The following is a 25,075-nucleotide window of genomic DNA, read 5'->3' on the forward strand; positions in this document are numbered from 1 at the left end:
ATCACTCCAGCAAAACAGCGAAATTTTTCAACAGCATATCAAAAGAGAGCGCCCATGAAAAAGGCACCCTGTTGGGTGCCCTTTCACGCGATAGTAGAAATTAATGCTTTTGATTGTCGCGTAGGTACTGCTCGGTAGACTCTATTTTTGCAATGCCAGCTTCGAGTAGAGAGATGAACTGTCTGGCTACGTCGGTAGTCAGCCAGTAGGTCGGACCCACGTCAGCTTCTTCTTCTTTCTGCCCCTGCGAGGAGAGCGAGTGCAGGCGAATCATCATGGCGTCATAACTGTCTACGGTGCTGATGTCCCATCCTACCAACGGATGAGTCTGGATGACGTCTTTATTTCTGTCCATTATAACCTCCGTATTACTCGTTAAACGAAGTGCTTCTTGAGGTTCAATGCGGCTGTATCGTGCACTAGCGAAACAATTATAACATGAAATAGCGGGTACAATAGTTAAAAGGTATGACGAACCTAAACAGAGTAAAAATAAACGCGGTTAACATTGCCGTTTAATCGAATAATAAAATGCCCGCAGCGTCAGGCATTTTATTGGAATTATTACTGGCAACACTGACGAAGTTATCGGCTTTTATAAGGGAAAACTTTAGGCCGAAAAAGGGGGCACGTTTATGAGTGTGGCTCGACCGGCAGCAGGCCGTGACGTTTCTGAATCTCTTCCGCCAGCCGGGTAAAATGCTGCTGTAACTGCTCGTCATGGTTCTGGTTTTGCGCTTCCAGCGTCAGGTTGTGGACCAGCAACTGATTGGCGCGATCGTCGAGACAGAAGGTCAAGGTGGCAAACGCATTTTCTAATACGGTTAAGCGGCGCTGTTGCTCAGCAATAAATGCCAGCAATTCTCCGAAGGTCATCGCCTCTTCTGGTTTTTCAGTAGTCATGTAAAACACCTCCTGTAAGCATGACGAGGCAAGAATAGGGGATCGTTTAACATGAGTCTAGATGCAGGAAGTTTTTCTGGCGAGAGGGAAATAAAAACAAAAAAGCCGGATAGCGATACCCGGCAAAAACGGCACAGTGGCAGTTAATCGTTATTGAACCAGTCGTCAGCGCTTTCCCAGGTTTCTTGTAACAGTTCGCTGATGCGTTCGCGTGACTCTTTACAGCCACCAAACACGCTGAGTTGGTTGCCGCCGGCATAACGCACTTTGACGTGATGATCGTCGTCGGGGAAATCCTGCGTAATGCGACGAACCAGTTCGACGCTGAGTGCATCCAGTGCACCCGCAGGAAGGGGCGAAGTTTTTGCTACGGTAATTTCAACACGCATAGAAGCCTCCGGGATAATATACTGTTTATTTGTACAGTATAAATTTCCCGAAGGCAAGCAGCAGATCATTATTCTTTGATGCGCCAGTTCAGCGTTTCACCAGCAAGGAAAGGCACCAGCGTGTCATCTGCCAGCGCAATGCTCTCTTCAACCTGCCAGGATTCTCGCACCAGCGTCAGCGTGCCTTCATTCAGCGGCAGACCGTAGAAGTTCGCGCCGTTCTCCGAGCAGAAGGCTTCGAAATGTTCCAGCGCGTTCAGCTCCTCAAACACTGTGGCGTACGCCGGCAATGAGGTCGGCGCATTAAACACGCCGGCGCAGCCACAGCTGGCTTCCTTGAGGTGACGCAGATGTGGCGCGGTATCGGTACCGAGGAATACGCGACGATTCCCGCTGGCAACCAGCTTACGCAGCGCTTCCTGATGGATATTGCGCTTCAGAATCGGCAGGCAGTAAAGATGCGGACGCACGCCGCCCACCAGCATGTGGTTACGGTTGAACATCAGGTGCTGTGGCGTAATGGTGGCGCCCAGCAGATCATTACCGGCTGCCAGATACTCCGCCGCTTCTTTCGTGGTGATGTGCTCCATCACCACTTTCAGCGCCGGGAACTGTTTACGCAGCGGTTCCAACACGGTTTCAATAAAGCGCGCTTCGCGATCAAAAATATCGATGTGAGAATCGGTCACTTCGCCGTGCACCAGCATTGGCATGCCGATCTGCTGCATGCGATCCAGCACCTTAGCGATGGCGGCGATGTTGGTCACGCCGTGGCTGGAGTTGGTGGTGGCGTGCGCAGGATAGAGTTTGGCGGCGGTAAAAGTGCCGTCACGGAAGCCGCGCTCGATCTCATCGGGATCAAGTAAATCGGTGAGATAGCAGGTCATCAGCGGAGTAAAAGCGTGCTCAGCAGGTAACGCAGCCATGATGCGCTCGCGATACGCCACGGCAGCGGCCACGCTGATAACCGGTGGAACCAGGTTTGGCATGACAATCGCACGACCATTTACTGCGCTGGTATAAGGCAGTACGGCGTTAAGCATCGCGCCATCGCGCAGATGGATGTGCCAGTCGTCAGGGCGGCGGATGGTAATGTGCTGAGGTTGGGCTGTCATTCAAAAAGACTCCGGCTGAGAAGAAAACGAGAGGCACGTTTAGGCCGGGGAGTAATCATAAGGATGTGGGCAACCGTTTGCACGGGATTTTATTGTGACAAACAAAAACCGCACCGGAAGGTGCGGTTGCGCGGATTAATCTGTAAACGGAATCACCAATTGGCCCGGTTTCACTTCAATTCCTTTAGCAAGTTTCTTCGCCAGCGCTTCGCCTTTGCTGCGGTCTGCACTCAGCACATAAGCAGGTCTCTCATTAAAGTAGCGCTTCAGCGACTCATTGAGATATGGCGTGAGAGTTTTCATGATCGATGCCATTTTCTCTGGCTGCACCTGCGCATCGACAATCTCCATGTCATGCAGATAAATCGCGCCTTCCTGTGCGTTGTAAACCGGCTGCGCCTTCATCTTCAGCAGCATTTCGGCCTGCTGCGGACCAAACAGCGAGCTGACATTGATATTGGCTTTACCCGAGAGCGTTATTTTGCCGGGTTCTTCACGGCCAATCTGGCTGTTGAGATCGCTCAGCACAATGTGCGCATTCACCAGCCCGGAAACGCCGATATCTTTTTCGAAGTTATTGCGCTTTTGCAGCGCCTGATTCACTTCCTGTTCGCTGATGGTGTATTGCGTCAATTGGTTACAGCCGCTGAGTAGCACGGCAAAAAGCAGGGCGAAAAGCCCGGTAAGCGCCTTTTTCATATTGTCCTCATCCTGATCGAAACGGCAAAACAGCGATAGCCTGCCTGAATCAGCGGCATGTGTCACCAGGAGAGAGATGAGAAGCGCCGCAGCGCCTCTCAGGGATGAAGATTATGCGGCGATGGAGGAGAGCAGATTAACCTGGGTTTGTTTCGCCATGTTGTCGCGATAATCGGCAACGCGACTTGGCCATTCAATGCCGTTGACCAGCGTTAAGGAGCGCAGCAGCGGGAAAAGATGAATATCATCTTCCGACAGTTCGCCATTTACCGCATTGGGTTTGACGATCAGCTTGTCAAGCTGACGCAGATCATCGCTGATGTTTTTGATTAAGCCCGGCGCGTGTTTACGCAACTCGCTGAAATCGCCCACGCTGGCCTGCTTCTTCTCGCTGAAGTAGCTACGCGCTTCCGGCGTAGCGAATTCGGCGAAGGAGGCATCGGCGATGCGCGGCAGCAGCAGCTTATTGACGTAGCCATTCACGTGGCGCAGCCAGTCGCTGATCGCAGGATTGCTTTTGCCATTGAGCAGCGGTTGGTGATCGTATTTATCTACCAGCCGCACAATATCCATACTTTCCGGTACAGCGCTGCCATCGGCCTTTTGCAGAATCGGCGCCATTTTCTGGCCGATCAATTTTTTCGGCGTTTGCTCGTCGTCATTTAGCATAACGATGAGTTCTAATGGCAGATTTTTTAAGCCGAAAATCATGCGTGCTTTGACGCAGAAAGGGCAGTGATCGTAGATGTAGAGTTTCATCCCGTTTCTCCTGTGGTTCTAAGGGTGACAGAGGTCACCCTTTTTTCGGACGTGCGGGAAGTATGGAAGAGATCTTTGGCGGGGGCAAATTAGCTGCTGAAAATCGCTGGCGCCACCGAACGCGGCTGGAACTGCCACCAAAGCGCCAAAAGGGTAATCATGCCAACGCTGCTCAGCAGCATCCACGGCAGTTCCGGCAGCGCCCATTGCTGGCCCATATCGAACATCCAGCCGCCGCCGGAGTAGCCGATCAAGCCGCCAATCGCGAGGCCGAGTCGGCTGAAGCCCATATAGCTGCCGCGCGCACGTGAACTGGCCAGCGAAGCGCTGAGCGTTTCTCGCGCCGGTTCCGCGATGATTGAGCCCAGATAAAAGAGGGCGATCAGCATAAACAGCGACGGCAGCGAATCGGTCATGCCAACCGGCAGCAGGCTGAACGTCATCAGGAACAAGCCGGCCATCAAACGCGTTTCGAGGCGGAAGCGTTTTTCGCTCCAGCGCGCCAGCGGATAGAGCAGGCTTAATGACAGCAGCGCTTCAATCGCGTACATCCATTTCACCGCAGCAGGCGCCCCGGCTACCTGATTCACCATCACCGGCAGCATCAACATCACCTGCACGGCGAGAATGTAGTAGCCGGTCAATGTCAGCACGTACAGGCGAAAACGCTTGTCCTGCCAGACGCGTTGCATCCCTTCACGCATCGCAATGCGTTCGGTTGAGATGCGCCACGCCGGTAACCAAACGGCGTTAAACAGCGCAGCAGTGACAAACATCGCCGCGCCAACCCAGCACACCAGACGGAAATCCCACGCCAGCAGCCAGCTACCAATCAGCGCACCCAGCACGGCACCGGCGCTGTCTTGCATCATCAGCAGGGAGAAGAAGCGGCCGCGATCGCGTGCGCGTACCAGTTTCATCACCAGCGCGCTGCGTGGCGGATCAAACAGTGTGCCGCCAAGGCCGGAAAGCAAACAGGCAAACCACAGCAGCCAGGGTTCATGCGCCAGCGCCATGCAGGCAAAACCCGCCGCGCGCATCAGCATGCCGGTGACGATCAGCGGACGCGCGCCAAAACGGTCGGCAATCGCACCGCCGAAGATGCCGAATCCCTGCTGGACGAACTGGCGCAAGCCAAGCGCAATACCGACCATCAACGCGGCCCAGCCCAGCTGTTCGACAAAATGGATGGAAATGAGGGGAAACACCACGAAAAAGCCCATCACAACCAGCATGTTATCCACTAAAAGAAATGTTTTACCGAGGCGTCGTGCCTGCGCAACCCGAGACATGCCAATTCCTGAGCAAATGAGAGGAGATAAGAGACCAATTGGTCTATTTTCCGCCTGCTCAGCGGCGAAAAACAGCTTTCTCAGGATGATATTTTTTCATCGAATCCGCAGAAATATTAATCCTAAATCAGGATGAATTCTGAGGAACGCGTTCAAGGATTTTACCGCAAGCGGGGTGACGGTTATAGTGAGGAGTATCGCCGCTGGCGTACATCTTTCTTAAGTTATGGATTTCAGGAGTCATGATGTTTGGCTATCGTTCTGCTGGCCCACGCGTGCGCCTCACTACCGATCGCTTAGTGGTGCGTTTAGTACACGAACGCGATGCCTGGCGATTAGCGGATTATTACGCTGAAAATCGTGCGTTTCTCAAGCCGTGGGAACCGGTGCGCGACGAGAGCCATTGTTATCCTTCGGGCTGGCAAGCGCGCCTCGGACTGATCGCCGACATGCATAAACAGGGCTCAGCCTACTATTTTGTGCTGATGGACCCGGAAGAGACCGAAGTGCGTGGTGTGGCGAATTACAGCAACGTGCTGCGCGGCTCCTTTCACGCCTGCTATCTCGGCTATTCACTGGGCGAGAAGTGGCAAGGTCAGGGACTGATGTTTGAAGCGCTCACTACCACCCTTCGCTATATGCAACGCCAGCAACGTATTCACCGCATTATGGCTAATTATATGCCGCACAATCAACGCAGTGGCGATCTGCTGGCGCGTCTTGGATTTGAAAAAGAGGGTTACGCCAAAGATTATTTGTTGATCGATGGGCGCTGGCAGGATCATGTACTCACCGCGTTGACCTGCCGGGAGTGGACCCCGGATCGTCGTGGACAATAATAAAGGATCACCTCAATGAAAATGGCCTTATCCGCGCAGGCATTGCGCGTGATTGGATGCCTGCTGGAGAAGCAGGTCACCACGCCGGATCAATATCCGCTCTCCCTTAATGGCGTTGTCACCGCCTGTAATCAGAAATCTAACCGCGAACCGGTGCTCAATCTCAGCGAGATGGAGGTGCAAGCGCAGCTTGATGAGCTGGTGAAAAAGCATCTGGTGACCGCCAATAACGGCTTCGGTCAACGCGTCAGCAAGTATGAACAGCGCTTCTGCAATTCCGCTTTCGGCAATCTGCAACTGAGCAGCGCTGAAGTCGCCGTGCTGACGCTGCTGTTCCTGCGCGGTGCACAGACGCCGGGCGAACTGCGCACCCGCAGCGGTCGTCTGCATGAATTCAGCGATATGAATGAAGTCGAGCAGACGCTTAATGGTTTAAGCACGCGCGAGGATGGCCCAATGGTGGTGCGACTGGCGCGCGAACCGGGCAAACGTGAAAGCCGCTATATGCATCTTTACGGTGGCGAAGTAGAGGAAGACGCGGCCAGCGCAGAAACCATCAGTGACAACGGCGATTTAACCGCGCGTGTCGCGCAACTTGAAGAAACGGTTGCTGAGTTGCAGTCGCAACTGCAACAGCTGCTGCAAAAGGAGCACTAATATGACGCTGCGTATTGGCATTGTAGGATTGGGCGGTATCGCGCAGAAAGCATGGCTGCCGGTTTTATCGCAAGCCAGCGGCTGGCAATTAGCGGGTGCGTTTTCGCCCAATCAGGCAAAGGCGCAACCGATCTGCGATAGCTATCGCATACCTTATTTTGGTCAACTGGATGCGCTGGCCGCCGCCAGTGATGCGGTGTTTGTTCACAGCAGCACCGCCAGCCATTACGAAGTGGTTAAAGCGCTGCTGCTGGCGGGCAAAGATGTGTGCGTCGATAAACCGTTAGCCGAAACGCTGCAACAGGCCGAAGCGCTGGTGGCGCTGGCGGACAAGCAGAAGCGCAAGCTGATGGTGGCATTTAACCGCCGCTTTGCGCCGCGTTATCAGCAGCTGAAAAGTGACATGCCACGCGCCGCCTCGCTGCGTATTGAGAAGCACCGCGCGGATAGCGTGGGTCCACAGGATTTGCGTTTTACCCTGCTGGACGATTATCTGCACGTGGTGGACACCGCGCTGTGGCTGGCGGGCGGCAGCCTGACGCGCGAGTTAGGGCATATCGAGACCAATGATGATGGCGCGATGCTGTACGCCGAACACCATTTCTCCGCCGGATCGCTGCAAATCACCACCAGCATGCATCGTCGCGCCGGGACACAACGCGAAGTCGTCAGCGCCATCTGCGACGGTGATTACATCGAAATTAACGAGATGCGCGACTGGCAGCAGGAAAACCGCGGCGGCATGGTGCGTGATGTGCCGCCCGCGTGGCAAAGCCACCTTACTCAGCGCGGTTTCAGCGGCGCAGCGCACCATTTCATCCAGTGTGTTGAAAATCAGACGATGCCTGAAACCAGTGGCGAACAGGCGCTGGCGGCGCAGCGTCTGGTGGAAAAATTGTGGCGCGATGCCGAACGTGAATAATTCCTTGTAACACTCAATGCTGGTCATTTCCCGCCGTGGCAGTAGACTATCGCCGGACATCACGGGATGTCCGCGCTAAGTCGCTCATTTCTCCGACACTTTTCAGGATGCGCCACTCAATATGAATTTGTTGAAATCGCTGGCTGCGGTCAGTTCGATGACCTTGTTTTCCCGCGTACTGGGCTTTGCCCGCGATGCCATTGTGGCGCGCGTTTTCGGCGCAGGAATGGCAACCGATGCCTTCTTTGTTGCCTTCAAACTGCCGAACCTGCTGCGCCGTATCTTCGCTGAAGGCGCGTTTTCTCAGGCGTTCGTGCCGATCCTCGCGGAATATAAAAGCAAGCAGGGTGAAGATGCCACGCGCGTGTTTGTCGCTTACGTCTCCGGATTACTGACGCTGGTGCTGGCGGTGGTGACCGTGTTAGGGATGATCGCTGCGCCCTGGGTTATTGTGGTGACGGCGCCAGGCTTTGCCGATACCGCCGATAAATTTGCCTTAACCAGCGCGCTGCTGCGCGTCACCTTTCCCTATATTTTGCTGATCTCGCTGGCCTCGCTGGCGGGCGCGATCCTCAATACCTGGAACCGTTTTTCCGTGCCGGCGTTTGCGCCGACGCTGCTGAACATCAGCATGATTGGTTTTGCTGTCTTCGCTGCGCCGCATTTTAATCCGCCGGTGATGGCGCTGGCGTGGGCCGTGGTGGTCGGCGGTGTGTTGCAGCTGTTCTATCAGCTGCCGCACCTGAAGAAGATTGGCATGCTGGTTTTACCGCGTTTGAATCTGCGCGATGCGGGCGTGTGGCGCGTAATGCGTCAAATGGGGCCGGCGATCCTCGGCGTGTCGGTGAGCCAGATTTCACTGATCATCAACACCATTTTCGCCTCCTTTTTGGTTTCCGGTTCGGTTTCGTGGATGTACTACGCCGATCGCCTGATGGAGTTTCCTTCCGGCGTGCTGGGCGTGGCGCTGGGCACCATTTTGCTGCCCTCGCTGGCGAAGAGTTTTGCCAGCGGTAATCAGGAAGAGTATTCACGGTTGATGGATTGGGGCCTGCGTCTATGCTTCCTGCTGGCGTTGCCGAGCGCAGTGGCGTTGGGCATTTTGTCCGGGCCGCTGACGGTCGCGCTGTTCCAGTACGGCAAGTTCACCGCGTTTGATGCCCTAATGACGCAGCGCGCGCTGATTGCCTATTCAGTGGGTTTGATGGGGCTGATCGTGGTGAAAGTGCTGGCACCCGGCTTCTATTCTCGTCAGGACATCAAAACTCCGGTGAAAATTGCCATCGTGACACTGATTGTGACGCAGCTGATGAACCTGGCGTTTATCGGCCCGCTCAAACATGCCGGTTTGTCGCTGTCGATCGGTCTGGCCGCTTGCCTGAATGCGGCGCTGCTGTACTGGCAACTGCGTAAGCAGGATATCTTCCAGCCGCAGCCTGGCTGGTTCAGTTTCCTGACCCGTTTGCTGATTGCCGTAGTGGTAATGGCCGCAGCACTGTTTGGCATTCTGCAGGTGATGCCGGCATGGGAAGAGGGGCAGATGTGGTGGCGCTTGATTCGTCTGGCGGCGGTTTGCGCCATTGGCGGCGGCGCATACTTTGTGATGCTTGGTCTGCTCGGCTTCCGCCCGCGCGACTTCGCGCGCCGCACGCTGGTTTAAAGGCCGCACTCTCTTAATGGACATGCAGCGTCTGCCGCTGCGTAAGGGCAATCCGCAGCGCTGAAGCGTAAACGGTGGGCCAGGAGAGACCCGCATGGATGCGGGGCTCAGTTCGGGCCGGGCAGGAAGCCCGATCCCGAACGGTCCGTCGGCACAACGTTGAAGCTGAAGGTACCGCGTAAGCGGCGCGAGGACCGCCCGGCAGCGGCAGATGCTGTAGGTCCCGCACACAACAAAAAGGCCGCCATCCCAAAAGATAGCAGCCTCTTCAAACCCACTTTTTTCTACCCTTTACGACTCAGCGTCGCCTGACCTTTACCCAAACCATCCGGGCCGTAAAACGCCTGGGTTTGGTGGGGTCGTAACACCGCCAATGCTTCATTGGTGTAGCCGATTTGATGCTGCAACAAAATCCCGTTATGCGTATTGGCATCGCGCAAGCGGCGCGTGTGCTGCTGAATACGCATCCAGCGGCTTTCGCGATCGCTGTGATCACCATAGGGCGCCTGCGTGCCGAGCGTTTTCTCGGTGGTGCGGCGCATCTCGTCCAGATAATTCAACGTCGTCAGCAGCGCGCTTTTATCTTCAGAAATACGCTGCAGCAGGTTGCCATTGATCTGGCCGGCAGAAAGTTGCTGTTGTTCTTCATCCATTACCACCGCAAGGGATGTCAGCACGTCCTGCATTTTGTCTAAGGTGATCAGCAGATGGTCCATTGGGATTAGTTACCCTCTAAATACGCCTTGGTATCGGCGATCAGCGCGTCGGCGATCTTACCGGTATCCATTTTCAATTCGCCATTACGAATGGCCGTCTTCAGCTGCTCAACGCGCGCTGTATTAATATCTTTGCTGCCAGGCTGCATCAGTTGCGCCTGCGCGGTACTCAACTTCACTTCCGCACCGCTTTCGCTGGTGGTACTGGCTGCGGGCGTCGCGCTCTGACGCACTTTGCTGCTGTTATCGTTATTGTCGCGTGTTTGAACAGTGCTAACCGGATTCGTAGGCTGCGTTCTGTCGATGCTCATGGTAAGGCTCCTGTAAGGTCAGTTGGGGGTCAGCCAACTGAGTCAGCATAGGGTAATGTCTTTGTTGATATCTCTATCGGCAGAACAACAGGGTTCTTTAACGCTTTATAGCGATATCAGAATATTCCCATCCGCGTCGACGCGACCACTGACAACCTGACCATTTCCCATCCTCACGCGCACCATTTGTGCCGCGCTGGCGTTGTTCAGCGCACGTCCTTCGCTGCTGGCATTAAACCCGTTTCCACTGGCGACTACCATCACATTTTGACCGGCTTTCACGCGCCACGGCTGACGCACCATGGTGGCGGTGACTGGCTGTCCTGGCGGGATATCGCGTAGCGCGACCGCATCGACGACGCCGCTGCTGTCCATCAATGCGCGTGCTGGCAGTTCATCGAGACGTCCGGTTGCCAGACGCACGTCCGTCGGGCTGAGATTGCTGCCGCGCGCCACCTGACGGCTCGCCACCAGATATTGCCCGGTGACCTGCACCTGAACCTGCAGGAAACGACGATTTTGATCGCAGTTGGCGGCGATGCTGATGTTGCCCCACTGACGGCTATTGCCCGGCAGCTGCAGTTCAGGGGTTTCGCAGTTTGGCCACTGCGCCTGTGGCGTACGCACCACCACCGTCATGCCGGCGGCATGTTGGGGGTCGCGTGCTTTAAAATATTGGGTCAACTGCGCGGTAAGGTCCGCAGCAGAACTGGGTAGCGCCAGTGCCAGCAAAAGTATGGCTAGCAAGGTGGAATATCTGCGCATAACGCCTCCTGACGAGAAGATGGCACTGAGTCTACGCCTCGCGCAAAAAAATCAATGTCAAAAATAGCCGTCATTTTTGCTGCTATTCAGACGATCACCCTTGCATTTGTCCACTTAAGCTGTCAGCTCGAAATTCTCATTCGCGGAGGAAGCATGCTCGACAAACTCGATGCCGCGCTGCGATTTGGTACTGAAGCGTTAAACCTACGTGCTCAGCGTCAGGAAATCCTGGCGTCAAATATTGCCAACGCCGATACCCCGGGCTACCAGGCGCGGGATATCGACTTTGCCAGTCAGCTGAGCAAGGTGATGCAAAACGGTCGCGCCGAAGGCAGCAGTCTGGCGCTGAATGTGACGTCCTCACGCCACATTGAAGCGCAAACCAACTCTCAGCCGTCACTGGATCTGCTGTACCGCATTCCCGATCAACCCGCCGCGGATGGCAACACCGTGGATATGGATCGCGAACGTACGCAGTTTGCTGATAACAGCCTGAAATACCAAACCGATCTCACCCTCATCAGTAGCCAGATCAAAGGCATGATGAGCGTTCTGCAGGGGCAATAAGCATGGCATTGCTGAATATCTTTGATATCGCCGGTTCTGCGATGACAGCGCAATCACAGCGCCTCAACGTCAGCGCCAGTAACCTGGCCAACGCCGACAGCGTGACCGGCCCAGATGGCCAGCCTTACGTGGCGAAACAGGTGATTTTCCAGACCGACGCCGCACAAGGTGCAGCCACCGGCGGCGTGAAGGTCGCTGGCGTGGTGAACGATCCTACCCCGGCAAAACTGGTGTACGACCCAGGCAATCCGCTGGCGGATCAGAAGGGCTACGTCAAGATGCCAAACGTTGATGTGGTGTCCGAAACCGTTAACACCATGTCCGCGTCGCGCAGCTACCAGGCCAACGTTGAAGTGCTGAACACGGTGAAGTCAATGATGATGAAAACTCTCACTATCGGTCAGTAACGGAGAACGAATATGAGCGTAGCAGTAGGAATTAAAGACAGTCTGGACCCAACGGTACTGACCTCCAGTAGCGCTTCGAGCGGTAACTCTTCCGCCGACCTACAGAATCAGTTCCTGAACATGCTGGTGGCGCAGCTGAAAAACCAGGATCCCACTAATCCTATGGATAACAGCCAGCTCACCACGCAGTTGGCACAGATCAACACCCTGAGCGGTATTGAAAAGCTGAATACCACGCTGGGATCCATCTCCGGCCAGATCACTACCAGCCAGTCGCTGCAGAGTTCAACGCTGATTGGTCACGGTGTGATGGTCAATGGTTCGCAGGTATTGGTAGGCAGCGGTACGACTACGCCGTTTGGCATTGAGCTGGCGACAGCGTCCACGGCCACCAGTGTCACGATTAAAGACAGTAACGGCGCCACGGTCCGCACCATTGACCTCGGCAAACTGAGCTCTGGCGTCCACACCTTCTCGTGGGACGGCAAGCTGGATGACGGTTCTACCGCCGCGGATGGCAAATATTCTGTTTCGCTGGCCGCCAGCAATGGCAGCACGCAACTGGTGGCGCAGCCGCTGAACTATGCCTACGTCAATGGCGTCAGCACCACTGATGGCACCACAAAACTGGATCTCGGCACCATGGGCTCCGCAACCCTCGATGAAATTCGTCAGATTCTCTGATTAACCTTTTAGCAGGAGAGATTACATGTCTTTTTCACAAGCGGTGAGCGGCCTCAATGCTGCCTCCAGCAATCTGGATGTGATTGGTAACAACATCGCCAACTCCGCCACAGCCGGTTTTAAATCCAGCACCATTGCTTTTGCCGATATGTTTGCCGGCTCTAACGTGGGTTTGGGTACCAAAGTTGCCGCCGTCATTCAGGACTTTGGTGATGGAAGTACAACGTCAACCAGTCGTGGACTGGATGTGGCACTGAGCGGCAACGGTTTCTTCCGCATGACCGACGCCAGCGGCGGTGTGTTCTATTCCCGTAACGGCCAGTTCACGCTGGATGCCAACCGTAACCTGGTGAACACCCAGGGTCTGAACGTCACCGGCTATCCGGCCAGCGGTACACCACCAACCATTCAGACCGGTGCCAACCCAGTGGCGCTGAGTATTCCAACCACGCAGATGGGGGCACGTGCAACAACAACTGCTACCCAGGTTGCCAACCTGAACTCCACCAGCACCACCCCGACCGTCACCCCGTTTGATAAGTCCAACGTTGATAGCTACAACGCGAAAACCACCATGACGGTGTACGACACGCAGGGTAACGATCACCAGTTAGACATGTACTACATCAAAACGGCGGATAACACCTGGACCGTGCACATGGTTGACTCCACCACCGGTAATGAAGTTGGTAATACTTTGGGCGGTGACAACCTGGGTTATCAGATGCAATTTGATGCTAACGGTAAGCTGACGCAGGTGGGGAAAATCACTGCAGCGGGTGTTGCTGACACCAGCGCTTCCCTGGCAAACCTGGTTGTGGACGGCACCAACGGGGCGAATGGCATGAATATCAGCCTGAGCATGTTGGGTAGCCTGCAGCAAAACACCGGTGCGACCACTTTTGGTAACCCAACGCAAGACGGTTATCAGCCTGGCGATCTCACCAGCTACACCATCAATGATGACGGCACCATTACTGGCACCTACTCCAACCAGAAAACCCAACTTCTGGGACAAATTGTCTTGTCGAGTTTCTCTAACCCGGAAGGTCTGAAGTCTGAAGGTGACAACGTCTGGTCTGCCACCAGCTCATCAGGTCAGGCCGCCACTGGTCTGGCAGGCACCGGTACTTACGGCAACCTGACTTCAGGTGCGCTGGAAGCGTCCAACGTCGATATGAGCAAAGAGCTGGTGAACATGATCGTTGCGCAGCGTAACTATCAGGCCAACAGCCAGACCATCAAAACTCAGGACCAGATTCTTAACACCCTGGTTAACTTACGTTAATTCGCTAACGGGATTGCTTTATGGATCACGCAATATATACCGCCATGGGCGCGGCCAGTCAGACGTTGGATCAGCAGTCGGTAACGGCCAGCAACCTCGCCAACGCCTCAACGCCGGGCTTTCGTGCTCAGCTCAACGCGTTGCGCGCGGTGCCGGTCAGCGGCTGGTCGCTGCCGACGCGTACGCTGGTTGCCGCTTCCACGCCGGGCGCCGATATGTCACCGGGCTCGATGGACAACACCGGTCGCACGCTGGATGTGGGGGTCGCGCAGGACGGCTGGTTGGCGGTGCGTGCCGCTGACGGTACTGAAGCTTATACCCGCAACGGCAATATGCAGATCAGCGCGACCGGTATTTTGACTATTCAGGGCAATCCCGTAATGGGCGATGGGGGTCCGATCGCCATCCCGCAAGGCGCTGAATTGACCATCGCGGCAGACGGGACCATCACCTCGCGTAACGCCGGTGATGCACCCAATGCCACGGTGCAGATTGGTCGTCTGAAGCTGGTGCGCGCCACCGGTAAAGAGATGCAGCGCGGTGATGACGGCATGTTCCGTCCTAATCAGCAAACCCAGGCGACGCGCGGCGCTGCGCTGGCAAATGATGCCACCATGACGGTGATGCCCGGCGTGCTGGAGGGCAGTAACGTCAAGCCGGTGGAAACCATGGTCGATATGATCGCCAACGCCCGACGTTTTGAGATGCAGATGAAAGTGATCTCCAACGTCGATGAAAACGAACAAAAAGCTAACAGCTTGCTCAACATGAGCAGCTAAGGCGTAAGGAAAACACCATGATTCGTTCTTTATGGATCGCCAAAACCGGTCTTGACGCTCAGCAAACCAACATGGACGTCATCTCCAACAACCTGGCGAACGTAAGCACCAACGGCTTTAAACGTTCGCGCGCGGTATTCGAAGATTTGATGTACCAAACCCTGCGTCAGCCGGGCACCCAGTCGTCAGAGCAAACCACGCTGCCGTCTGGTTTGCAGATCGGTACCGGTGTGCGTCCTGTCACCACTGAACGTCTGCATCAGCAGGGTAACCTGTCGCAGACCAGCAACTCGAAAGACGTGGCGATTAACGGCCAGGGTTATTTCGAAGTGCAGATGCCGGACGGCACCTCGGCGTATACCCGTGATGGTTCATTCCAGGTTGACCAGAACGGTCAGCTGGTGACTAACGCCGGCTATCCGGTACAGCCAGGTATCACTATTCCGGCCAACGCCACCAGCATCACGATCTCGCGCGATGGCGTGGTGAGCGTAACGCAGCAGGGCCAGACCAACCCGGCGCAGGTCGGTCAGCTGACGCTGAGCACCTTTATGAACGATGCGGGTCTGAACAGCCAGGGTGAAAACCTTTATCAGGAGACGCAGGCATCCGGTGCGGCGACGCAGAGTACGCCAGGCCAGAACGGCGCGGGTCTGCTGTATCAGGGTTATGTCGAAACCTCGAACGTCAACGTGGCGGAAGAGCTGGTCACCATGATTCAGACGCAGCGTGCCTACGAGATCAACAGTAAAGCGATCAGCACCTCCGATCAGATGCTGGCGAAGTTAACCCAGCTGTAATGCTGGTGTCGTTGGGCCAGCTCTGCTGGCCTGATTAAGCAACATGAAGAAGGTCAAAAAGTGGCGAAGCAAGTGATTCTCAAGCCTGGTCATTGGTTGGTAGCCACGCTGCTACTCACGCTTAACGGTTGTGCGCTGGTTCCGCGCACACCACTGGTACAGGGATCGACTACGGCAGAGCCGACGCCATCCGCACCGCCGGTGGTGAACGGTTCCATTTTTCAGGGCGTCGCACCGCTGAACTACGGCTATCAGCCGCTGTTTGAGGATCGTCGTCCACGCAACATTGGCGATACATTGACGATCACCTTGCAGGAAAATGTCAGCGCCAGCAAAAGTTCTTCGGCCAATGCCAGCCGCGATGGCAGCAACAGTTTTGGTGTGACAGGTGTACCAACCGGCCTGAGCGGTCTGGTGGGTGCCGGTGGCGAAAAAGCCACGCTGGATGCCAATGGCAAAAATGACTTTGCTGGTAAAGGTGGCGCGACGGCCAACAACACCTTTACGGGCACCATCACCGTCACCGTCAATCAGGTGTTGTCGAACGGCAACCTGCGCGTGGTGGGTGAGAAACAGATCGAAATTAACCAGGGCACCGAATTTATCCGGTTCTCGGGCGTGGTTAACCCACGCACCATCAGCGCCAGCAACGCGGTGCTGTCAACGCAGGTGGCCGATGCACGTATTGAGTACGTCGGAAATGGTTATATCAATGAAGCGCAGACGATGGGCTGGTTCCAGCGTTTCTTCCTGAACGTCTCGCCGATGTAAGAGGTAGTAACAATGAATATGACGACTCTGCTCCGCCTGAGCCTTGGCATGCTGCTCGGTTTCAGCTTACTGGCGCATGCTGACCGCATCCGCGATCTAACCTCCGTGCAGGGCGTGCGCGACAACCAGCTGATCGGTTACGGTTTGGTGGTGGGCCTTGATGGTACCGGTGACCAGACCACGCAAACGCCGTTCACCACCCAAACCGTGAGCAATATGCTCTCCCAGCTCGGCATTACTGTGCCGGCTGGCACCAATATGCAGCTGAAAAACGTGGCGGCCGTGATGGTGACCGCTAAGCTGCCAACCTTTGCGCGTCAGGGGCAAACCGTTGATGTGGTGGTTTCTTCGCTGGGTAACGCCAAGAGTTTGCGCGGCGGTACGCTGCTGATGACGCCGATGAAAGGCGTCGATAACCAGGTTTATGCGCTGGCGCAGGGTAACATTCTGGTCGGCGGTGCCGGCGCTTCAGCCGGTGGCAGCAGCGTGCAGGTTAACCAGCTGAACGGTGGCCGCATTACCGGCGGCGCCACGGTAGAGCGTGAACTGCAGAGCAACTTTGGTAGCCAGAACACCATTAACCTGCAGCTGAATAATGAAGATTTCAGCATGGCGCAGCGCATTGCCGACGCCATCAACAGCCGTGGGATTGGTTCGGCGCAGCCGCTGGATGCCCGTACGGTGCAGATTCGCGTCTCGCCGAATAACAGTTCTCAGGTGCGTCTGCTGGCCGAAATTCAGAACCTTGATGTTGCGGTGCCGCTCGAAGATGCCAAGGTGATTATCAACTCACGTACCGGTTCGGTGGTGATGAACCGCGAAGTGACGCTGAACACCTGTGCGGTGGCGCAGGGCAATCTGTCGGTTACCGTCAATCAGCAGCAGAACGTCAGTCAGCCGGATACGCCGTTGGCGGGTGGGCAGACTGTGACCACCAACAATACCCAGATCGATCTGCGTCAGAGTGGCGGCGCGCTGCAACGGGTTAACGCCAGCGCCAATCTCAATAACGTGGTGCGTGCACTGAATGCGCTGGGTGCGTCACCGATTGAGCTGATGTCGATTTTGCAATCGATGGAAAGCGCAGGCTGCTTGCGCGCCAAACTGGAAATTATCTGATGAACGATACGCAATCGCTGGTGAATGCTGCGTACGACAGCCGCTCGCTGAACGACCTGAAACGCGAAGCCGCCGCCGACCCGAAAGGGAAGGCGATGCAGGTGGCCAAACAGGTGGAAGGGATGTTCGTGCAGATGATGATGAAAAGCATGCGTGCAGCGCTGCCGCAGGATGGCCTGCTGAGCAACGATCAGACGCGGCTTTTCACCTCGATGTACGATCAGCAGATTGCGCAGGACATCGGCAAACGTGGTCTCGGCATGGCCGATATCATCGTTAAGCAGATGCAGCCCGCTCAGGAGCCGGACGAAGCCGCCGGTACGGTGCCGATGAAGCTGGATAACAGCTTCATCTATAGCAACCTGCCGTCGAATCAGCTGGAGCAGATGGTGCGTAAAGCGGTGCCGCGTTTGCCGGTCTCACCCAGCAGTTTGCCGAGCGACAGCAACGACTTTATCGCGCAGCTGGCGCAGCCGGCGCAGGTCGCCAGCCAGCAGAGCGGTATTCCGCATCACCTGATTCTGGCGCAGGCCGCACTGGAATCCGGCTGGGGCCAGCGACAGATTCTGACGCGTGACGGCAAGCCGAGTTACAACGTGTTTGGCATCAAGGCGAGCGGCGACTGGAAGGGCGAAACCACCGATATCATGACCACCGAATACGAAGGCGGGGCAGCGAAGAAAGTGCGCGCCAGTTTCCGTGTGTATGGTTCCTATATGGAAGCGCTCAGCGATTACGTCAAACTGCTGTCCAATAATCCTCGTTATGCCGCCGTTGCCAACGCACCGAGTGCCGAGCAGGGCGCGCGTGCCTTGCAGGCCGCCGGTTACGCCACCGATCCAAAGTATGCGCAGAAACTGGTGGGAATGATCCAGCAATTCAAAAACATGGGCGAAAAAGTGGTGAAGGCGTACAGCAACGACATCACCGATTTGTTCTGATTTTTGCTCTCAAGTTTCACTTAAGCACGCCGATAACAATCACATGCCGCGGGCGTTCTCGTCCGCGCAATCGCACTGATGACTGCCAGCCCGGTTAACGGGAAATTAAGGAACCGAGATGTCCAGCATAATTAACTCAGCGATGAGTGGGCTGAGCGCCGCACAGGCTGCATTAAGCACCACCAGTAACAACATCAGTAATTACACGGTAGCGGGCTATTCGCGTCAGACGGCGATTTTGTCGCAGTCGAACAGCACCTTGCAGGGCAACAGCTATTACGGCAACGGTGTAACGCTCTCCGGCGTACAGCGTGAGTATGACGAGTTCATCACCGCCCAACTGCGTGGCTCCAGCGCCAACTACAGCGCGGTGAACACGCAATACAACCAAATTTCCAACATTGACGATCTGCTGTCGACGTCGACCACCAGCTTGTCGACCTCAATCCAAAGCTTCTTCACCAACGTGCAGAACGTGGTGAGTAACGCCAACGACCCGTCGGCGCGTCAGTCAATGCTGAGCTACGCACAAGGCCTGGTGAACCAATTCCAGACCACCGCGCAGTATCTCAACAATATGCAGAACAGCGTTAATACGGATATCGCCTCGAACGTCGATCAGATCAACACCTTCACCAGCCAGATTGCCGACCTGAACAGCCAGATTGCCAAACTGACCACCGGTGGTGGCGCGGCGCCGAACAATTTGCTGGATCAGCGCGATCAGCTGGTGAATAGCCTGAACAATGTGGTGGGCGTGAACGTATCCCAGCAGGACGGCAGCTATATTGTCTCGATGGGTAGTGTGACGTTGGTGAATGGTAAAAACTCCACCAGCTTAGTGGCGATGCCGTCCAGCAGCGATTCAACACGTACCACTGTCGGTTATGTCGATAAGCAGGCAGGTAACGTTGAGATCCCTGAGAAGACGCTAACCACCGGTTCACTCGGCGGTTTGCTGGCGTTCCGCACCCAGGATTTGGATACCGCGCAAAATCAGCTCGGCCAGTTAGCGGCAGCGTTCACCACCAGCTTCAATACTGTGCACAGCGAAGGTTATGACAGCAACGGCGACCAGGGGGGCAACTTCTTTAATATCGGTTCGCCAACCGTGGTGGGTAACAGCAAAAATACCTCAGCGGCTACCGTTACGGCGGCATGGTCAGACACCAGCGCGATGAAAGCCTCTAACTACACCGTAAGTTATGATGGCAGCAACTGGTCGGTGACCCGCATGTCTGACAACGTGAAGTTTAGCGTTACGCCAGATGCGACCGACGGCACCCTCAACTTTGATGGCCTGAAACTGACGGTGAGCACCTCACCCGCGCCTAACGCGAAAGACAGTTTCCTGGTCAAACCGGTCCAGAACGTCATTGCGGGCATGTCGGTCGCGATCACCGATGAGTCGCAAATTGCTGCGGCATCCAGCGCAACCAGCGGTGAAAGTGATAATACAAACGCGCAAAAACTGCTGGCTTTGCAAGATGAAAAGTTAGTGAACGGTAATGCGACGATCTCGCAAGCTTACGCCAGCCTGGTCAGTACAGTAGGTAATAAAACTAGCACCCTTGAAACCGCCAGTACCACGCAGAAGAATGTGGTTACTCAGCTTAGTGACCGTCAGCAGTCAGTGTCCGGCGTGAACCTTGATGAAGAGTATGCCAACCTTACCAGGTACCAGCAGTTTTATATGGCGAATGCGCAGGTTCTGCAAACAGCAAATACTATTTTTAATGCCTTGATGGGCATTCGTGGCTAATTGGAGAAATCATAACCATGAGACTTAGCACGAGTATGATCTTCGACCAGCAGGTGCGCGGCATTAGCGATGCGCAATCTTCTTGGTTAAAAGTTGGAACACAGCTTTCTACTGGACGTCGTGTTAGCAACCCGTCTGACGATCCGATTGCAGCATCGCGTTCCATCGTGTTGTCACAATCGCAGGCTAAAAGCAGCCAATATGCGACGGCGCGTAGCTTCGCAAATCAAAGTTTGTCGCTGGAGGAGAATTCACTGTCCAGCGTGACGTCAAGTATTACCAAAGCGCAGGAAATTATTGTTGCCGCATCCACCGGCACACTCAGCGATGATGATCGTGCGTCGTATGCCACTCAGTTGCAGGGAATTCGTGATGAGATCCTGAACCAGGCTAACAGTAAAGACGGCTCCGGGCGTTACATTTTTGCTGGTTACAAAACCGATGTTGCGCCGTTCTCTGATACTGCTGGTGGCGTTACGTATGTCGGTGGGACGGAAGCTATTACTCAGAAAGTTGATGAAAGCCGCACTATGTCTGTGAGCGATACGGGAAGCTCGGTGTTTATGGCCATCACCAGCAATGCTAAACCTGAACCGGATGGAACGCCGAGTGAAAAAAGTCTTTTTGCAATGCTTGATGGTGCGATTGCCGCGCTGAAAATACCGCAAGAGAATGCTGATGCTGCTACTACACAGTCTTTTACCGACGCGATGAATAAAACGAACCGTGGATTAAGTAACTCATTAAATAATGTGCTTACGGTGCGTTCTGCAATTGGAACTCAAATGGCCGAGTTGGATACGCTGGATGGTCAAGGCGATGATCGAGATTTGATTCTTAGTTCGCAAATGAGCGACCTGGTTGATGTCGATTACACCGCGGCTATTTCCAGCTACACCATGCAACAGACGGCACTGCAAGCTTCGTATAAGACCTTTACCGATATGTCGCAGATGTCGCTGTTCCAACTCAATTCTTAATTAGCCTAAACCTTTGAGCGTACTTTAACCGGGTGCGCTTAGCTTCTCCCACCTCCCTTTGGGGGTGTGGGATTTTTTTTGCCCGTTATTCAGGTCGCCATAAATGGCGTCATGGTTGTCCGTTAGCGTAAATCGGTCGCCATAGATGCCGCCCGCAGGCAATAAAAAACCCCGGACTGGCCGGGGTTTGATGTTGACTGACTTGCCAGAGCTTACGCGCTTTCCGGACGGGTTGCCGGTGCGGTTGCCTGATGCGTCGCGCTGTGACCACCGGCTGAGCCGCGGCCCTCGAAGCCAAAGGCTGGACGGACCCAGTCGCTGTTGCGAACCGGTTCTGGTTCCCACGCCGGTGCTGGTGCTTTGGTCATCGGTGCAGTCGCGTGATGCTTGAAGCGCGTCTCAACCGTGGTTACTGCGGTATCACGTGCCGCAACCGGCGCATGAGGTTCAGTGACTGGCGTGACTTCGGCTTCAGCGGCGACTGGCGCAGCCAGCACGTCTTCAACCTGAGCTTCAACGGCTGGCGATACATCCACCGGCGCCTGTTCAGCAACTGCAGCCACTTCGCTTACTTCAGGCTTCGCTTCTTCAGCCACGGCAGCCGGTTCCGCTTCAGCCGCGGTTTCCTGTGCAACCTGTTCGTCAGCAGCAGAGATCACTGATGGCTCTTCGTTAACGGGCGCGGCAATCGGCGTGACGTCATCCGTATTCACCACGGGCACATCGGTGTGCGCCTGCGGTTCAACCTGATGTACGGCTTCTTCAGCGGCAACCTGCTCAACGGCCGGTTCAACAGCGGCAGCGGGTTGAGTCTCGGCATCCAGTGTTTGCTGGTAACCGTAATCCGACACTTCATGCATCGCATCTTGCGTGCTGTACTCTTCCTGCGCTTGCGCAACCGGGTAAGAGATCCACACTTTGCCTGACGCCATTTCTGGTGAAGCAGCAGCAGATTCCAGCGGCATTGCAGACTGCGTCGGGTAACGCTCGTCTCGATAGCGACGACGACGCTGACCGCTTACGCGCAGATGACGCGGTGAACGACGTGAACGGCGCGGCATATTGGCGCTATCACGGTTATCGCTATCATCTTGCTCGTCATTGCTGGCTTCAGGATGCTCTTTGTACTGAGCACGCGGCGCAGTTTCAACGGCAGCATCATGAACCACCGGCGCTTCGACAGTGATGTCAGGCGTTTCGCCAACACGCACGCGCTGTGACAGCTGACGCTGCTTACGACGCGGCATGACCTGAACGCGTTCTTCTTCGTGCTCAACGTTTTCGTCAACCGCAGGCGCCTGAACAACCGGTTCAGCGGCTTTCTGATCCTGCTGCTGAGCACGTTTTTCTTCCTGACGACGACGCTGGCGATCGGCACGCTGTTCGCGGCGCTGTTGCTGCTGCTCATCACGTTGCTCAAGCGCTTCATCGCTCAGCACTGGACGCGCTTCACGCGGCTCGTTCTGGCGCTTGTTACGACGGTTGTCCTGATTATCACGCGGTTCGCGGGCTTCACGTGGCTCACGTGCTTCACGCGGCTCGCGCGGTTCACGACCTTCGCGCACCTGACCGTTCTCGCCATTACGCGGCGTACGTTCGCGACGGTTGTTGCGACGGTTGTTATTGTTACGACGTTCGCCACGCTGCTGGGTGTTTTCAGATTCAGCGGCAACAACGGCTGGGGTTTCCTGCTTAGTTTCAGCAGGCGCCGCAGCAGGCGCATCACCGGCAAACAGTTTCTTCAAGCCACTCAGCAGGCGAGCCACGAAACCCGTGTTGGTTACTGCAGGCGCAGCAACTGCTGGTTTGGTTTTCACTTCTGCTGCTGGCTGAGACTCTTTCACCACTTCAACCGGCGCAGGCGGCGCATCAGGCATCGCGAAGGCGGCCAGTGCTGGCTGCTCCGGACGACGACGCTCAGCGTGCTCTTCTTCAGAAGGCAGCGCCATTTCCGCTTCGTGCAGTTTCGGTAAGTGATAGCTCAGCGTTTGCGTCTCTTCGCCAGTACGAACACGCAGTACCGAGTAGTGTGGCGTTTCCATCTGATCGTTTGGCACGATGATGGCACGCACACCGCCCTGGCGTTTTTCGATGGCGCTAACGGCATCACGCTTTTCGTTCAGCAGGTAAGAGGCGACCTGAACCGGAACAATGGCATGCACTTCTTTAGTGTTGTCTTTCAGCGCTTCTTCTTCAATCAGACGCAGAATAGACAGCGACAGCGATTCGTTATCACGGATGGTGCCGGTTCCGCTGCAGCGTGGGCAGACGTGATGGCTGGATTCACCCAGTGACGGGCTCAGACGCTGACGCGACATCTCCAGCAAGCCGAAGCGTGAAATGTGGCTGATCTGAATACGCGCACGATCCTGACGTACCGCTTCACGCAGGCGGTTTTCCACCGCGCGCTGGTGGCGCACTGGCGTCATGTCGATGAAGTCGATAACAATCAGGCCGCCGAGATCGCGCAGACGCAATTGGCGAGCAATCTCATCGGCCGCTTCCAGGTTGGTGTTGTACGCGGTTTCTTCGATATCACCGCCGCGGGTAGCGCGTGCGGAGTTGATATCAATTGCAGTCAGGGCTTCGGTGCTATCGATAACAATCGATCCGCCTGATGGCAGACGCACTTCACGCTGGAAGGCGGATTCAATCTGCGATTCGATTTGGTAGTGGCTGAACAGCGGGATTTCACCGGTGTAGAGTTTGATTTTGCTGCTGAAGTCCGGACGACCCAGTGCAGCAATGTGCTGACGGGCCAGTTCCAGTACTTTTGGATTATCGATAAGGATTTCACCGATATCCTGACGCAGATAGTCGCGGAAGGCGCGCACGATAACGTTACTTTCCTGATGGATCAGGAAAGGCGCTGGGCGGCTGTCTGCGGCTTTCTTAATGGCTTCCCAGTGCTTCATACGGAAGCTGAGATCCCACTGCAGTGATTCGGCAGATTTACCCACGCCCGCAGTGCGGACGATCAATCCCATGCCGTCTGGAAGTTCCAGTGCGGAAAGTGCTTCTTTTAATTCGGTACGGTCGTCGCCCTCAATGCGGCGTGAAATACCACCGGCACGTGGGTTGTTCGGCATCAATACCAGATAGCTACCGGCCAGGGAAATAAAGGTGGTGAGTGCTGCACCTTTATTACCGCGTTCCTCTTTATCAATTTGAACGATAACTTCCTGGCCTTCACGCAGCACATCTTTGATATTCGGACGACCATGTGCGTTGTAATTGGCGGGGAAGTATTCGCGGGAAATTTCTTTCAGAGGGAGGAAACCGTGACGTTCTGCACCATAATCGACAAATGCAGCTTCAAGGCTGGGTTCAACGCGGGTGATTTTACCTTTGTATATGTTGGCTTTTTTCTGTTCGTGTCCAGGACTTTCAATATCCAGATCGTACAGACGTTGTCCATCAACCAGGGCAACGCGCAACTCCTCCTGCTGAGTTGCGTTAATTAACATTCTTTTCATCGTGACTTACTCGTTATTCTCACATGAGTGATCTAGCTGCGGGCATCGTTACCCTGGACGAGAATCAACCGATGGCCCCGTGTCTTAATGCACTGACGTCAACCTCACGGTTGTCGGCGGCTAAAGGGGCGCGAATCTTGTCGGTGGCCTGTTTTTCATAAGGAAATCCAGCGCCTGAAGGTGGAAATGTTACAGAGTATTCAAAAATCCACACATCCTGGTCTGTCGTCCAGGCCGCAACCCGCAGCCCGCTAAGTGCCTGATTTAACATTACGTCTTACGCCATTGCTGCGTGTCCGTTAAATCCGGCAAAATGACTTATTTCGCTCTTTTTCCTGCCTGAATCTTTCCAGGGCAGAAACCCCTGCATTATTCCATTGCTAACTCACATTAAGCAAGGCGACTTTTGCCAAGCTGAGAAGTTTATTCATCCATAACCTGTTCATTTGCAGGGCTAATCATCGCATCGCTGAA

Annotated in this window: 27 protein-coding genes; 15 read left to right on the top strand and 12 right to left on the bottom strand. The window is 55.2% G+C overall.

The genetic code is table 11. The features are described from left to right. Positions 1 to 100: 100 nt before the first annotated feature. The 7 genes from bssS to mdtH form a co-directional block, all read right to left on the bottom strand. Positions 101 to 355, bottom strand: a complete 255-nt coding sequence (gene bssS, locus ACFQW4_RS07100; protein ID WP_008103119.1) for a biofilm formation regulator BssS — start codon at positions 353 to 355, stop codon at positions 101 to 103. 278 nt (positions 356 to 633) lie between these two features. Then, entirely contained in the window at positions 634 to 903 is a 270-nt protein-coding gene (locus ACFQW4_RS07105; RefSeq protein ID WP_101760862.1) for a hypothetical protein, read from the bottom strand. Between the two features lie 143 nt (positions 904 to 1,046). After that, positions 1,047 to 1,292, bottom strand: a complete 246-nt coding sequence (dinI, locus tag ACFQW4_RS07110) for a DNA damage-inducible protein I (protein WP_101760861.1) — start codon at positions 1,290 to 1,292, stop codon at positions 1,047 to 1,049. A gap of 68 nt (positions 1,293 to 1,360) precedes the next feature. Beyond that, positions 1,361 to 2,407: a dihydroorotase gene (gene pyrC, locus ACFQW4_RS07115; RefSeq protein WP_377724556.1), complete on the bottom strand. Its 1,047-nt coding sequence runs from the start codon at positions 2,405 to 2,407 to the stop codon at positions 1,361 to 1,363. A gap of 135 nt (positions 2,408 to 2,542) precedes the next feature. Then, positions 2,543 to 3,106, bottom strand: a complete 564-nt coding sequence (locus ACFQW4_RS07120; protein WP_101760859.1) for a lipoprotein — start codon at positions 3,104 to 3,106, stop codon at positions 2,543 to 2,545. Between the two features lie 111 nt (positions 3,107 to 3,217). After that, positions 3,218 to 3,865 (bottom strand): glutaredoxin 2, encoded by a 648-nt coding sequence (grxB, locus tag ACFQW4_RS07125; protein ID WP_192234315.1) that lies wholly within the window; start codon positions 3,863 to 3,865, stop codon positions 3,218 to 3,220. A gap of 89 nt (positions 3,866 to 3,954) precedes the next feature. Continuing rightward, complete coding sequence (gene mdtH, locus ACFQW4_RS07130; RefSeq protein WP_377724559.1) at positions 3,955 to 5,157, bottom strand: multidrug efflux MFS transporter MdtH; 1,203 nt, start codon at positions 5,155 to 5,157, stop codon at positions 3,955 to 3,957. Between the two features lie 245 nt (positions 5,158 to 5,402). On the opposite strand from mdtH, the gene rimJ reads away from it, so the two are divergent. The 4 genes from rimJ (at position 5,403) to murJ (ending at position 9,235) form a co-directional block, all read left to right on the top strand. Next, positions 5,403 to 5,996 (top strand): ribosomal protein S5-alanine N-acetyltransferase, encoded by a 594-nt coding sequence (gene rimJ, locus ACFQW4_RS07135; protein WP_101760856.1) that lies wholly within the window; start codon positions 5,403 to 5,405, stop codon positions 5,994 to 5,996. A 15-nt stretch (positions 5,997 to 6,011) separates the two neighbouring features. Beyond that, positions 6,012 to 6,653, top strand: a complete 642-nt coding sequence (locus ACFQW4_RS07140; protein WP_377724560.1) for a DUF480 domain-containing protein — start codon at positions 6,012 to 6,014, stop codon at positions 6,651 to 6,653. Between the two features lies 1 nt (position 6,654). Continuing rightward, on the top strand, positions 6,655 to 7,575 hold the full coding sequence (locus ACFQW4_RS07145; protein WP_137385551.1) for a Gfo/Idh/MocA family protein: 921 nt from the start codon (positions 6,655 to 6,657) through the stop codon (positions 7,573 to 7,575). 121 nt (positions 7,576 to 7,696) lie between these two features. Continuing rightward, positions 7,697 to 9,235, top strand: coding sequence for a murein biosynthesis integral membrane protein MurJ (murJ, locus tag ACFQW4_RS07150; protein ID WP_101760853.1), 1,539 nt, complete (start codon positions 7,697 to 7,699; stop codon positions 9,233 to 9,235). Between the two features lie 284 nt (positions 9,236 to 9,519). Here murJ and flgN read toward each other — a convergent pair whose 3' ends face one another. From flgN to flgA, 3 genes are all read right to left on the bottom strand, one after another. Beyond that, positions 9,520 to 9,951, bottom strand: a complete 432-nt coding sequence (gene flgN, locus ACFQW4_RS07155) for a flagellar export chaperone FlgN (RefSeq protein ID WP_101760852.1) — start codon at positions 9,949 to 9,951, stop codon at positions 9,520 to 9,522. A 5-nt stretch (positions 9,952 to 9,956) separates the two neighbouring features. Further along, on the bottom strand, positions 9,957 to 10,262 hold the full coding sequence (gene flgM, locus ACFQW4_RS07160) for a flagellar biosynthesis anti-sigma factor FlgM (protein WP_101760851.1): 306 nt from the start codon (positions 10,260 to 10,262) through the stop codon (positions 9,957 to 9,959). A gap of 105 nt (positions 10,263 to 10,367) precedes the next feature. Then, the gene (flgA, locus tag ACFQW4_RS07165; RefSeq protein ID WP_377724564.1) at positions 10,368 to 11,027 is read right to left on the bottom strand and encodes a flagellar basal body P-ring formation chaperone FlgA; all 660 of its coding nucleotides are present in this window, start codon (positions 11,025 to 11,027) and stop codon (positions 10,368 to 10,370) included. A 153-nt stretch (positions 11,028 to 11,180) separates the two neighbouring features. Here flgA and flgB point away from each other — a divergent pair, with 153 nt between their 5' ends. The 11 genes from flgB to flgL all read left to right on the top strand — a co-directional run bounded on the left by flgB (position 11,181) and on the right by flgL (position 21,125). Further along, positions 11,181 to 11,594 (top strand): flagellar basal body rod protein FlgB, encoded by a 414-nt coding sequence (flgB, locus tag ACFQW4_RS07170; protein ID WP_008103091.1) that lies wholly within the window; start codon positions 11,181 to 11,183, stop codon positions 11,592 to 11,594. A 2-nt stretch (positions 11,595 to 11,596) separates the two neighbouring features. Then, positions 11,597 to 12,001, top strand: a complete 405-nt coding sequence (gene flgC / locus ACFQW4_RS07175) for a flagellar basal body rod protein FlgC (protein WP_064740862.1) — start codon at positions 11,597 to 11,599, stop codon at positions 11,999 to 12,001. Between the two features lie 12 nt (positions 12,002 to 12,013). Beyond that, positions 12,014 to 12,685, top strand: a complete 672-nt coding sequence (flgD, locus tag ACFQW4_RS07180; RefSeq protein ID WP_110865917.1) for a flagellar hook assembly protein FlgD — start codon at positions 12,014 to 12,016, stop codon at positions 12,683 to 12,685. Positions 12,686 to 12,710: 25 nt separating this feature from the next. Further along, entirely contained in the window at positions 12,711 to 13,973 is a 1,263-nt protein-coding gene (gene flgE, locus ACFQW4_RS07185; protein WP_101760848.1) for a flagellar hook protein FlgE, read from the top strand. Between the two features lie 20 nt (positions 13,974 to 13,993). After that, on the top strand, positions 13,994 to 14,752 hold the full coding sequence (locus ACFQW4_RS07190) for a flagellar basal body rod protein FlgF (protein ID WP_101760847.1): 759 nt from the start codon (positions 13,994 to 13,996) through the stop codon (positions 14,750 to 14,752). A 17-nt stretch (positions 14,753 to 14,769) separates the two neighbouring features. Next, complete coding sequence (flgG, locus tag ACFQW4_RS07195; protein ID WP_007885801.1) at positions 14,770 to 15,552, top strand: flagellar basal-body rod protein FlgG; 783 nt, start codon at positions 14,770 to 14,772, stop codon at positions 15,550 to 15,552. Between the two features lie 60 nt (positions 15,553 to 15,612). Beyond that, positions 15,613 to 16,323, top strand: coding sequence for a flagellar basal body L-ring protein FlgH (locus ACFQW4_RS07200; RefSeq protein ID WP_097094260.1), 711 nt, complete (start codon positions 15,613 to 15,615; stop codon positions 16,321 to 16,323). Positions 16,324 to 16,335: 12 nt separating this feature from the next. Beyond that, positions 16,336 to 17,442, top strand: a complete 1,107-nt coding sequence (locus ACFQW4_RS07205) for a flagellar basal body P-ring protein FlgI (RefSeq protein ID WP_101760846.1) — start codon at positions 16,336 to 16,338, stop codon at positions 17,440 to 17,442. Then, a complete protein-coding gene (gene flgJ / locus ACFQW4_RS07210) occupies positions 17,442 to 18,383 on the top strand; it encodes a flagellar assembly peptidoglycan hydrolase FlgJ (protein ID WP_137385555.1) in 942 nt (313 codons plus the stop codon). The genes ACFQW4_RS07205 and flgJ overlap by 1 nt, the downstream gene beginning before the upstream one ends. A gap of 118 nt (positions 18,384 to 18,501) precedes the next feature. Further along, entirely contained in the window at positions 18,502 to 20,145 is a 1,644-nt protein-coding gene (gene flgK, locus ACFQW4_RS07215; protein WP_101760844.1) for a flagellar hook-associated protein FlgK, read from the top strand. 17 nt (positions 20,146 to 20,162) lie between these two features. Then, positions 20,163 to 21,125 (top strand): flagellar hook-associated protein FlgL, encoded by a 963-nt coding sequence (gene flgL / locus ACFQW4_RS07220; protein ID WP_101760843.1) that lies wholly within the window; start codon positions 20,163 to 20,165, stop codon positions 21,123 to 21,125. 212 nt (positions 21,126 to 21,337) lie between these two features. On the opposite strand, the gene rne is transcribed toward flgL, so the two are convergent. After that, positions 21,338 to 24,601 (bottom strand): ribonuclease E, encoded by a 3,264-nt coding sequence (rne, locus tag ACFQW4_RS07225; protein WP_377724573.1) that lies wholly within the window; start codon positions 24,599 to 24,601, stop codon positions 21,338 to 21,340. A 64-nt stretch (positions 24,602 to 24,665) separates the two neighbouring features. After that, positions 24,666 to 24,872 carry a hypothetical protein gene (locus tag ACFQW4_RS07230; RefSeq protein WP_377724575.1) on the bottom strand — a complete coding sequence of 69 codons (207 nt, stop codon included), beginning with the start codon at positions 24,870 to 24,872 and terminating at the stop codon, positions 24,666 to 24,668. Positions 24,873 to 25,075 lie beyond the last annotated feature (203 nt).

Source organism: Pantoea sp. GCM10028869, from assembly GCF_042666835.1.
Lineage (GTDB): Bacteria > Pseudomonadota > Gammaproteobacteria > Enterobacterales > Enterobacteriaceae > Pantoea > Pantoea leporis.